General features: G+C 42.6%; 8 protein-coding genes and 2 tRNA genes. 6 read left to right on the top strand and 4 right to left on the bottom strand.

Annotated elements, in window-relative coordinates; all coding sequences use genetic code 11:
- Positions 1-29: 29 nt before the first annotated feature.
- The 3 genes from DWW10_RS00635 to DWW10_RS00625 all read right to left on the bottom strand — a co-directional run bounded on the left by DWW10_RS00635 (position 30) and on the right by DWW10_RS00625 (position 1321).
- Positions 30-102: transfer RNA gene (locus DWW10_RS00635), tRNA-Pro, on the bottom strand.
- Between the two features lie 18 nt (positions 103-120).
- Positions 121-193 (bottom strand) — tRNA-Phe (locus DWW10_RS00630).
- Between the two features lie 126 nt (positions 194-319).
- On the bottom strand, positions 320-1321 hold the full coding sequence (locus DWW10_RS00625; protein WP_022394027.1) for a malate dehydrogenase: 1002 nt from the start codon (positions 1319-1321) through the stop codon (positions 320-322).
- 241 nt (positions 1322-1562) lie between these two features.
- Here DWW10_RS00625 and DWW10_RS00620 point away from each other — a divergent pair, with 241 nt between their 5' ends.
- The 4 genes from DWW10_RS00620 (at position 1563) to DWW10_RS00605 (ending at position 6525) form a co-directional block, all read left to right on the top strand.
- Positions 1563-2411: a CvfB family protein gene (locus DWW10_RS00620; RefSeq protein ID WP_022394028.1), complete on the top strand. Its 849-nt coding sequence runs from the start codon at positions 1563-1565 to the stop codon at positions 2409-2411.
- A gap of 119 nt (positions 2412-2530) precedes the next feature.
- Positions 2531-3553 (top strand): hypothetical protein, encoded by a 1023-nt coding sequence (locus tag DWW10_RS00615; protein ID WP_022394029.1) that lies wholly within the window; start codon positions 2531-2533, stop codon positions 3551-3553.
- 138 nt (positions 3554-3691) lie between these two features.
- Positions 3692-4045, top strand: coding sequence for a 50S ribosomal protein L19 (gene rplS / locus DWW10_RS00610; protein WP_022394030.1), 354 nt, complete (start codon positions 3692-3694; stop codon positions 4043-4045).
- A gap of 179 nt (positions 4046-4224) precedes the next feature.
- On the top strand, positions 4225-6525 hold the full coding sequence (locus tag DWW10_RS00605) for a TonB-dependent receptor (RefSeq protein ID WP_022394031.1): 2301 nt from the start codon (positions 4225-4227) through the stop codon (positions 6523-6525).
- A gap of 1542 nt (positions 6526-8067) precedes the next feature.
- On the opposite strand, the gene DWW10_RS00595 is transcribed toward DWW10_RS00605, so the two are convergent.
- Entirely contained in the window at positions 8068-8997 is a 930-nt protein-coding gene (locus DWW10_RS00595) for a DUF6266 family protein (protein WP_259320393.1), read from the bottom strand.
- A gap of 587 nt (positions 8998-9584) precedes the next feature.
- On the opposite strand from DWW10_RS00595, the gene DWW10_RS00590 reads away from it, so the two are divergent.
- Both DWW10_RS00590 and DWW10_RS00585 read left to right on the top strand, forming a co-directional pair.
- A complete protein-coding gene (locus tag DWW10_RS00590; RefSeq protein ID WP_022394033.1) occupies positions 9585-10577 on the top strand; it encodes a TolB-like 6-bladed beta-propeller domain-containing protein in 993 nt (330 codons plus the stop codon).
- Positions 10567-11571: a BF3164 family lipoprotein gene (locus DWW10_RS00585; protein WP_022394034.1), complete on the top strand. Its 1005-nt coding sequence runs from the start codon at positions 10567-10569 to the stop codon at positions 11569-11571. The genes DWW10_RS00590 and DWW10_RS00585 overlap by 11 nt, the downstream gene beginning before the upstream one ends.
- The last annotated feature ends 144 nt before the right edge of the window (positions 11572-11715 follow it).

The following is an 11715-nucleotide window of genomic DNA, read 5'->3' as shown; positions in this document are numbered from 1 at the left end:
CTCTTGTTGAGAATCAGACCTTTTTTGTGTCGGAATGAGGCGACTCGAACGCCCGACCCCTACGTCCCGAACGTAGTGCGCTACCAACTGCGCTACATTCCGATACTTGCTTTCGAAAAGTGGTGCCACCAGGAATCGAACCGGGGACACAAGGATTTTCAGTCCTTTGCTCTACCAACTGAGCTATGGCACCTTCTTCGTTTGCGGGTGCAAAGATAAATAGTTTTTTTAATACAGCCAAAGGATTTCTGAAAAAATAAAAGAAAAATCCCCCTTACATTTTATAGGTCATCATGTAAGGGGGAATGTCTTCTTATAATTAGTCTATATTCGGGTTGATGCTTTTCCAATCCTTTATTTCAGGAAGTACACCCATTCCGATTACCTCGTCGCGCAGCTTGCAAAGGTGTGCATAGCTTTCTTTCAGTTTAGCTTCTTCTTCCGGAGTACCTTTCAGTTCTTTGTAATGTACGCCGTCTTTGGTGATTTCTGTTTCCATAGCCATCATGATGTGGTCGAAGCCGTGGCTGTGTACATAGGTACCTGCAGGCCAGCGGAACGGTTTGTCACCCATAGCAGCGGCAATCATCTCTATGGATACGTATGCAGGGCTTTGGAAAGAAGAGCGTCCGCGGAGGTTGATAATATTGGCACCGCCCTTGGTTACCTTGCTCTGGATTTCAGCCCATTGCTCGGCAGTGAGAGCAGGAGTACCGATGATTTCCAACAAAGGTTTACCGTCTACTTTGGCAGTGGAAGCATAAACAGCCATTTGTTCTCCGTGCCCACCATAGGTACGGCAGTTCTCCACCTTGTCGGGAGAAATATGGAAATGCTTGGCAAGTTCGCTGCGTAAGCGGGTGCTATCGAGAGCGGCAAGGGTAGTTACCTGTGAAGGTTTCAGGCCGGAGTACAACAGGGTTATCAATCCGGTGATGTCAGCTGGATTGAAGATTACCACTACATGTTTCACATCCGGACAGTAAGCCTTTACATTCTTACCGAATTCCTCGGCGATGGCGGCGTTGCCTTTCAGTAAGTCTTCACGTGTCATGCCGGCTTTGCGGGCAGCACCACCCGAAGATACGATGTATTTGGCACCTGTCAGTGCTTCTTTGATATCAGAAGTGTAAGTGAGGTTCAGTCCTTCGAAACCGCAGTGGAACATTTCTTCTGCTACACCTTCCAAGCCCGGGCCGTAAGGATCATACAGACAAATGTTTGGTGTCAAATGCATCATAATGGCAGTCTGTGCCATGTTAGAACCGATCATACCGGCTGCTCCTACAATCGTAAGCTTTTCGTTTGTTAGAAATTCCATAACTTTTATGTATTTAAAGGTGAATATTATTTTCTTCATTTCTGATTTCACGCTACAAAAATAACTGTTTTCCAAGAGATTTGTTCATAGAAAAAAGTTATGGTTTAGATTGAAAAGTTATTCCTTATACTTATCTTTGCTCAAAAGCTAAGATAAGCAGCCTCCTGGCATTAAAAATAAGCGGCCTTATTTTGTACTGCCTTCGGTTTGCATTACCTTTGCCCCCAAAGGAAAAGAAATTATGAGCATCGAATTAGGAAAATACAATGTCTTAGAGGTAGTCAAAGAAGTAGAGTTTGGCATGTATCTGGATGGTGGTGAAGACGGAGAAATCCTGCTTCCCTTACGCTATGTGCCCGAAGGTTGCCAGCCGGGAGACTTACTGAATGTATTTATATACTTGGATAACGAGGAACGCCTTGTAGCCACTACGCTGACCCCGCTGGTGCAGGTGGGCGAATTTGCCTGTCTGGAAGTGGCATGGGTAAACGAGTACGGGGCATTCCTGAACTGGGGATTGATGAAAGACCTCTTCGTGCCTTTCCGTGAACAAAAGATGAAGATGCAGGTTGGGAAGAAGTATGTCGTTCATGCCCATCTGGATGATGAAAGCTACCGCATCGTAGCTTCTGCCAAAGTGGACCGCTATCTTTCCAAGGAGGCTGCCCCTTACGAGGCGGGAGATGAAGTGGATATACTGATCTGGCAAAAGACGGATTTAGGTTTCAAGGCCATCATTGAAAATAAGTACAGCGGTTTGCTCTATGATAGTGAAATATTCCAGTCCCTGCATACGGGCGACCGGGTGAAAGCTTTCATTAAGCAGGTACGCGAAGATGGTAAGATAGACCTGATACTTCAGAAACCCGGTTTCGAGAAGATAGACGATTTTTCGAAAACCCTGTTGCAATACATCAAGGATAATGGCGGACGGATTGCATTGAATGATAAAAGTCCGGCAGATGAAATCTACTCTACCTTTGGGGTGAGTAAGAAGACCTTTAAGAAAGGAGTGGGCGATCTTTATAAAAAGCACCTCATCCTCTTGCAAGGAGATGGTATCGTGTTGGCAACTTCCCCGAAGTCCTAAATTGATTAGGGAAATCCCTATATAAGAATAGAGAGAAACAAGCGAATAGGGGATAATCTTCCCCTATTTTTGTTTTCAACAAAGAATAGATATTCATGAACTAAGTAAAAAACGCTACCATGAAACGAATATTATTTATCCTGCTTGCCACTTTGAGTACTGCTGTTTGCAGCGCAGGCACGGACGCTATGAGTAATAGCAAAGTACGTAAGGAAACCCGTTTCCTCACCGATAAAATGGCTTATGAGCTGAATCTGAACACCGAGCAATACAATGATGTGTATGAAATCAATTATGATTTCATTTCCGGCATACGTTATCTGATGGATGATGTATTGTATGGCAATGAGTGGGCACTCAATCGTTATTATGATTGTCTGGATGTACGCAATGACGATCTCCGTTGGGTATTGAGCAGTGGCCAGTATGCCCGCTTTATACAGGCAGAGTATTTCTATCGTCCCATCTACACCAGTGGAAACCGTTGGTACTTCCGTGTTTATGTCACGTATACCAATCACAATCATTTCTACTTCCCCCGTCCATATCACTACCGCACATACGCAGGCGGGCACTATCGTACACATCATAATAATACAAGCTATTATCGTGGACGATACAAGCATCCATTCTATAACGGTTCGTACCGCATCCGTGATACTAAAACCTATACTACGCACCGCCGTTCGGATTTCGGTTCTGTAACTGTACGTCCGGGTTCCAATCGTGCACCGGCAAGAGATGATGTATACACTACCCGTCGTAGCAGTTCCAATAATAACCGCTCTACCACTACCGGTACTACCCGTCGTGAAAGTACGAACAGCAATGCTACTACCAATACTAATAATAGCTCACGCAGCAATAGTAGCACCACGCGCAGAACAGATAACAGTACGCGCAATAATAGCGATTCCCGCAGCAACAGTAATAGCTCTCGTAGCAATAGCAGCAGCGAAACGAAAAGCAATACGAATACCACTCGCCGTAGCACCACTACCAAGCCGAGTACGGAACGTAAAGAGAACAGTTCTTCCAGTGTGCGGAAATCTACAGAAAACAGCAGCCGTAGCAGCGGTTCTTCTTCTACAAGAAGCAGTAGCTCCGGTACTTCCCGTCGTTCTTCGGGCGATCGCCGCTAAGTAAAAAATGAGCGAATTATTTGTGTATCTGCCGAATAATTCGTTCCTTTGCACCGCTTTCGCGCAATCGCTGTCAGGACCCAGAGAGAAGCCTGGTATGTTGCGTTGTAACGATCAAACAATTTAAGAACAATAACAATGGATTTAATTAAAATTGCAGAAGAAGCATTTGCTACCGGTAAACAACACCCGAGCTTCAAAGCAGGTGACACTGTTACAGTAGCATATCGTATTGTCGAAGGTAACAAAGAACGTGTACAGTTGTACCGTGGTGTTGTTATCAAGATTGCCGGTCACGGAGACAAGAAGCGTTTCACTGTACGCAAGATGTCTGGTACCGTAGGTGTAGAACGTATTTTCCCAATCGAATCACCGGCTATCGATAGCATCGAGGTGAACAAGGTAGGTAAAGTTCGTCGCGCTAAATTGTACTATCTGCGTGCTCTTACCGGTAAGAAAGCAAGAATTAAAGAAAAAAGAGTTAATAGCTAATTTGTTATACTCTAATTTCGAGATAAAAAGAGGAGACTTCGCAAGAGTTTCCTCTTTTTGTTTAATGTAGGTAAGCTGTTTGATCCATGCAAAGGATCGGGTGCAGGTACATGGTATCTGAATTTGCAGAAGTATTTTTTCTTTGTTATACGAAACTGCTGTATATCATATATTAAGAAATGAAAAGGATTATCTTGTCAATACTGTGCTTGGCTGCGTACATTAGCCTTGTGGCACAAAATATTAGTGGAAACCTGGTGGATGAAGCGCAGCAACCGCTTCCTTATGCTAACGTAGTGTTGCAAACTATAGATTCTGTCTTTGTAACCGGAACTACTACTGGTGAAAAAGGTGAATTCAAACTCCAGAAAATCGCTGCCGGAGACTATCGGCTTGTGATTTCCAGTATCGGTTATCAACCGTTATATCTTTCTCTCCAAGGTTTTGAACGTACTGCCGATGTAGGTACGCTAACTCTGGCAGACGCTTCGCAAGAGTTGGGTGAAGTAACTGTCACCGCTTCCAGCAGGGTGAGCCGGGCAGACCAAAAATTGATATTTCCCAGTAAAAAGCAAATCAGTGCATCCAATAATGGGGTAGATATGTTGCGTCATCTGATGTTGCCCCGGCTTCGTGTCAATAGCATAGATGGTAGTGTAGGCATGACCGACGGTAGCAGTGTGCAGCTCTGTATCAATGGGCGAAAAGCTACAAAGGAGGAAGTCACCGCCCTGTTGCCTGAAGAGGTTATACGTGTTGAATTCCAGGAAGACCCGGGCTTGCGTTATGGCGATGCAGGTGCGGTGGTAAACTACATTGTCCGCCGTTATGAGGTGGGAGGTTCCTTTGGCTACAATGGTATGCAAAGCCTGAAGAGTGGCTTTGGCAATCATAACCTGACAGGAAAAGTGAATTTCAAGCAATCGGAAATCAGCTTTTACTACGGTAACCGCCTGCAATATTTCAACGAGATATGGTTCGATAAGAATGAAACGTTCACTTTTGAAGATGGCAGTCAGTACCATCGCAGCCAGTATGCTGAGGCAAACAAGAAGAAGAACTTGCAGCAATGGGGTGCTGTAACTTATAATTTACAAGAGGCCGATAAGTATATGCTGAACGCTACTGTAGGCTTTTCTCACTATAATGATCCTGACTTGCGAATGAAAGGGAAACTACATACCGAAGAATTTCCCAATTCCGTAACCGACCGTGAAGAGTGGAACCATGACCGCAACCTCAGTCCTTATCTGGATATTTATTTTCAGAAAAACCTGAAACATAAGCAATTCCTGGCCCTCAATGTGGTGGGTACATATATTAATACCAAGAATCGTAGCAGCTATACCGAATTGTTGTCCGGAGAACCGGTGGTAGATTACTATTCGGGGATACGGGGTAAAAAATATTCGTTGATCGGTGAAGGTATTTATGAGAAAGCTTATAAAGATGGAGGAAAATTGAGTGCAGGCGTACGTCATACCCAGGGATATACGGACAATGATTATAATGGTACGCTGCAGTATAGTTCGCAGATGAAGCAGGCCGATACTTATGCTTATGCACAGTATAATGGTAAATGGGGTAAATTGGGCTATCGCCTCGGAATGGGTGTCACCCGTTCATGGTTTCAGCAAATAGGGCAGGAAGATTATGAAACTTATTCTTTGAATCCGCGCCTGAACCTGACTTATGCTTTCAACGATCAATGGAGCATCTCACTGAACGGAAATGTCAACACAATGAATCCTTCACTTTCGCAGTTAAGTGCTGTAGAGCAATTTACTGATTCCCTGCAATCGGAACGTGGTAACCCGAATCTGAAGCCTTATTCTTATTATCGTTCCACTTTCCGTCTGAATTACAACAAGGGCAAATGGGATGTCGGATTGCGTAACCAGTATAACTACCGTGACAAGGCCATCATGCCTCACATTTATCGTGAGGATGATAGATTTATCCATAGTTACGCTAATCATGCCAATTTCCAGGATTGGACTGTAGGCCTGGATGCACGTGTAGGTATGCTTTGGGATGTGCTACAACTGAGTGGTAGCATCGAAAGTCGTAAATATTGGAGTAACGGTATTGATTTTCGCCATACACAGCATAGCATCGGTTGGGACGTCGCTGCTACCTTTATGTATAAAAACTTCACCGCTTCTGTGGAATTTCAGCATAATAGTGATTATTTCTTTGGCGAAGTTCTGGCTACTGGTGAAGAAGCGCATGCAATTGATCTTCAATATCGTTGGAAACGGTTGAATGTCGGCCTGCGTATGTTCAATCCTTTCCAGAAGGATTACAAACGCAATGAGGCGGACTGGAACAAATATGCAGGATACAGTTATCAGTATCACATCGATGATGTTGCCCGCATGATTTGCGTTACGTTGTCATGGAACATCAACTTCGGTCGCGACTATAAGAGTAGTAATAAGAAAATGCAGAATAGCGATACTGACGCGGGAGTCTTGTAAACTCTTCTTTTTAGATCCTTTGACTTAATCGCTTGAATAATAGTTGTTTGCAAGAAGTTAATTCCTTGCCGACAAGAAGTTAACTTCTTGTTGACAAGGAATTAACTCTTTGTGTGCAGGGAGTTTGGTCCATATGTCTCAAAGCCTAAATGATAAACAGTCCAGACTGTTTATTCGGGAAAAACGTTATCTTTGCAAGTAACAATTGAAAAATGGGCTTGAATGATGAGAAAAGTACAGAAGTTCTTTAATACGGCAGGACCGATAAATCCTGCAGACCATTATAATATTGATCCGCTTGCCCGGATTGAGCTTGAAGAAGTGGAGTCTTTGATTTATCAAAAGAAGTATTTCATTCTCCACGCTCCCCGGCAGACGGGGAAGACTTCTTGTCTGCTGGCACTCCGTGATTACTTGAATGCTCGTGGGGAATTCTATGTCGTTTATGCTAACGTAGAAGCCGGACAAGCCTATCGTAACAATATTCACGAAGTTGAACAACGCTTTGTGGGTGCCATTGCCAGCCGGGCTTCCATCGTTCTGAATAACCGTATTCCTTATGAGGTGATGGAGGCAGCTGAAAAAGAAAGAGACGGCTTCATAACTTCTTATCTCCGCCTTCTGAGCGAAGCTCTCGATAAGCCGCTTCTTCTTTTTATTGACGAAATAGATGCATTGGTGGGTGATTCGCTTGTCAGCGTTCTTCGTCAGATACGTGCCGGCTATGATCAGCGCCCGGAACACTTTCCGCAAAGTATTATTCTTTGCGGTGTGCGCGATGTACGTGATTATCGTATTGTGACTTCCAATCAGGACATCATTACCGGAGGGTCAGCTTTCAACATCAAAGCTAAGTCCTTGCACTTGGGTAACTTTTCGCGTGCAGAAATCCACGAACTCTATCTACAACATACTGCTGCTACGGGACAAGAATTTGATGACTCCTGCTTTCCCATGATTTGGGAGGCAACCGAAGGCCAGCCTTGGCTGGTCAATGCATTGGGCTATGAGGTGACTGAGGAGATGCGGGAGAATCGTGACCGCACCATCCGCATTATTCCCGAAATGATATACCGTGCACAAGAGCGTATCATTTATCGTCGTGATACGCACATTGATATTCTGATTGACAAGTTACGCGAAGATCGTGTACGCAATGTTATCGCTCCTATCCTGGCTGGTGAAGACGGAGACGTTGAAGAGCATCTGCGCGACGACGATATCCAGTATGTCGTGGATATGGGGTTGATTGTTCGCGACAAGCCACTACGGATTGCCAATGCCATTTACAAAGAGATCATTCCCCGTGAACTGACATGGGCACGTCAGCAGACACTTGTCCAGCAGGCCGCTTGGTACATTAACCCTGACAACAGCATCAATATGGAAAAACTTCTCCTTGATTTTCAGCAATTCTTCCGCGAAAATGCTGACTCGTGGATAGAACGTTTTGATTATAAGGAAAGCGGTCCCCAGCTTCTTTTGCAAGCCTTCCTGCAACGTGTTGTGAATGGTGGTGGATATATCGATCGCGAATATGGGTTAGGCCGTGGACGTACGGACCTGTTGATAACGAAGCCATTGACTGATGGCTATGGAGGGCCTTTTCAGCGCATCGTTCTGGAACTGAAAATAAAGCGTGGAGATCTTGAAACGACCATTGCAAAGGGACTGAAACAAACCGTCGGCTACATGGATAAGTGCGGCGGTGTGATTAACGAAGGCCATTTTATCCTTTTCAACCGGGACAAAGCTGTATGCTGGGATGATAAGATCTGGCATCGTCGTGAGGAGTTCGATGGACGAAGCATTACTGTCTGGGGTATGTAAGGCTGTTTCTGTTGTGGAGATTGGCAGACTGATACTGTTGGCTATGCTATTTCCGTCTGCACTGCAAAAGCTGAGATAGGCTACCAGTTCATCCCCTTCCCAATCATTCGGAAGTGATAGCTCGGCATGCCTGTCAGAGCGCAAGGCAGCCTCTGTATCGTAAACTGCTGTCTCTTTGTCTTTATTGTAGACCAATAGCATGGCTATGTCTGCACTTTCTGCATTTCCCATGCTGCTGTTATCTTGCCAGTCGAAGTACATTTTATCTCTGTCCTGTGTGGCTGTACCTTCAAATACCGGCATCAGGCTTCCGGTGGATACCAGTACCCGGTCAAAGTCAATCTTGACTTCTTTTCCATCACCTGTCACTGCTCTTTTCAGCATGTAGGACATTGCTGAATTGAATGCTGATCTCTCTCTTGTAAATTCCTTGTAACCGATGCGTACAAAGGGTTTGATATTCTTCAGGAAATTGAATGCTGTGGCAAATTTGCCTCTCTGTTCCTGTTGCTTAGGTGTGCGCGGATTGCTGACCTTGGCCGCCCGTGCCCGTATATAGTATTTTGATTTCCAGCGAAAACCGACTATCGGTCCCACTTTTCCGGAGAAACCTCCGAGTATGCCTTGATTGATTGTTCCCATAATGTCGCGTTTTTAAGTTAGTTCTTTTATTTCTGATGTAAAGGTATGTATTAATATTTTCTTCTGCCAAATGAATTTGGCGGTTTGTCTTCATGAATGTGATTTTTGCGTCCGTTTGCAGCGATTTGCGTAGTTGGAGGATTTTGACTTTGGCTGGCTGCTTAAAATATCAGCTTCTTACCCGGAATATACTTGCTCCGTACCAACTCCACACTTTCTCCACTCAGAGGTACCTGGGAGTGGAGAAGGTACGGAGCAAGTATGTTTCGGGTAATATGGAATTATAATCCAAATGGATAGAACAATTGTCTAAATCTTCTTTTTAATCACGCTGTTTGGTGCTTTTCTAATTCTTATGGGCTATTTTTGTGTCTTGTATAAAAAGAAGTAAATCATCATCTTTTATTAATAGAGGCGCTTCGTAGTATGCCATATTCTTTATGTTATGGATGTAGGAGATAATCTCTATTCTTATGATGTTTCGTAACTATAATGAAGGCTTTCTATGGCACTTTGTATGAAAAAATGTTTGCGTACTTTTGGTGAATAAATATTGTGTAAGAATAGATACTATAAATGTGAATATTATGAAAAATAAATGCTGTTTTTTTATTTCTATTTTCTTTTTATTTGGTTGCAAATCAGAAAACACGCAATATGAAAAAATATCATATACGTTATTAGATGACGAAATCGTGACTACTATGCCGGGTAGTCTCATTGTTACCAGTGATTATTTAGTTTGGACTGATCCTTTTGCCCGTGATTATTTTGTACATGTGCATGATAAAGAAACAGGTGGAAAGATAGGGGCTATGGGAAAGGTAGGTGAAGGGCCTCAGGAATTTATTACAGGAGGAATTAATCAAATAGCTATTGATAATTGCTTTTTTGCTAATGATGCCAATGGAAAAACGAAAGGCTTTTTGTCATTAGATAGTTTAGTATTGAATAGGGAGACTTTTGTTCCATTATCTGATTCCGAACAATTGTCTCGTCCATTTATGGTGGAACTGATGAAAGGTCTATTTGTAGGAATAACAAATGATGGAGATAGTGACTATTTTAGAACTAACATTAAAGGGAATACATCGACTTTTGGTAGATATCCTATACCGGAAGTAAAACAGCATGTTGGTGGAATTTTTGCTTATAATCCTGAGAGGGATTTATTGGCATTTGCCTCTTTTAATTTCCCATACTTAGTTCTTTATCAAAAAACAGGAGATACCTTCAGGTTATTATGGGAACGGAAGTCTGATGGAGATGAATATGAAGTTGCTGATGATCAAATTATTTTTGATCATACGGTTGGTGGTATCTATGAAGTTTGTATGAGTAAAGACTATATCATAGCTTTGGAACGGGATCGGGACAGAGATCCAATGGATGAATCTACTGTTGGACGGGATGTGAGCAAATGTCCTCATACTGTTTTTTTATATGACTATGAAGGTAGCCTTATTAAGATTGTTGATTTAGGGATACCAGTAATGCGCATTGCCGCGGATTGCCAGAATAATGTTCTGTATGCTATTGGAGCAAATCCTGATTATGTATTAGTGAAGTATGAATTATAGAGGTCTACATTTTATTACTATTTGCAGTCTTATCTGCCTTTTATTCTCTTGTAGTCAGGAGAAGTCATCTGTTCAGGTCTGCTACAAGCAATCTTTTCCTGTTGATACGGTTATGACTGTACAAGAGTATGCTGTGGAAGAAGATGCAAAGCTTCCACAATTGTTTAAACTGGAGAACAGGTTGCTTGTTTTTGGTGATTATGGTATGATGAGTATTTATTCTTATCCGGAGTTACAACTGATTTGTAGTCAGGAGGGAGCTGGCGGAGCTTCCAGAACCATCGGGAAAGGGAAGTTGTACGTTGAAAAACAAGGTAAGGTTGATGCTTATGAACTGGAAAATGATTCTTTGATTCAAACATCCTCTTTTGCGATAGCGAATAAAGTACCCTATTCCATAGGTACGGTGCAGGAACTGCGACCTGATGTTTATATCTATCCTGATATGTCTGATTTTCCGGGGATGCGTGAGTTTCATATTATGAATACCCAGAAACGGCAATGTGTATCGAAAGGAGACTATCCGGAGGATGACAAGCGCTTTAAGAAACGTAGGGAATTTAAAACGGCATATATGCATAGCTTATGGGTGAAGCCTGATAAAAGTGCTTTTGTTGTTGTTTATTCTCAATTACGCCGCGTACGTATTTACGATAAGGAAGGTGAACTATGCCATGATATTTTTTTGGAAAACGAAACGGGCAATTATAAGGTTGTACCCAAAAACGCTTCTGAACGATATTGGCACTTTGGGCAATCCTTTGTGACAGACAGATATATTTATTTACTGAATCCTGATAAATTGGGAATAGCTAATGCAGAATCACGATGCAATATTCTCGTGTTGGATTGGGATGGTAATTTAGTGGCCAGATATAAATTGAATGTGTGGGTATATGACTTTTTTGTTGATGAGGCAAATAGCATCATTTTTGGCAGCTGCTGGGGGAATTTTAAAAAGGACACTTTCTTTTCATTGATAACATTGATATAAATTCTATTGATTCAAATTCAATATTATTTAAATGCTGTTTCAAAGAGAGAACTCTATAAATATCTTCTTGTATAGCTATAGTGTGAATATTATAGTGTGGCATGAAAAGATTCTTGTAATGTTTTGTTGGTGAAAAATAGATTG

Origin of the sequence: Bacteroides intestinalis (assembly GCF_003464595.1) — a bacterium.
In the GTDB taxonomy this organism is placed as follows: Bacteria; Bacteroidota; Bacteroidia; order Bacteroidales; family Bacteroidaceae; genus Bacteroides; species Bacteroides intestinalis_A.
The sequence above is the reverse complement of the archived record's forward strand: the minus strand, read 5'-3'. Positions and strand labels throughout refer to the sequence as shown.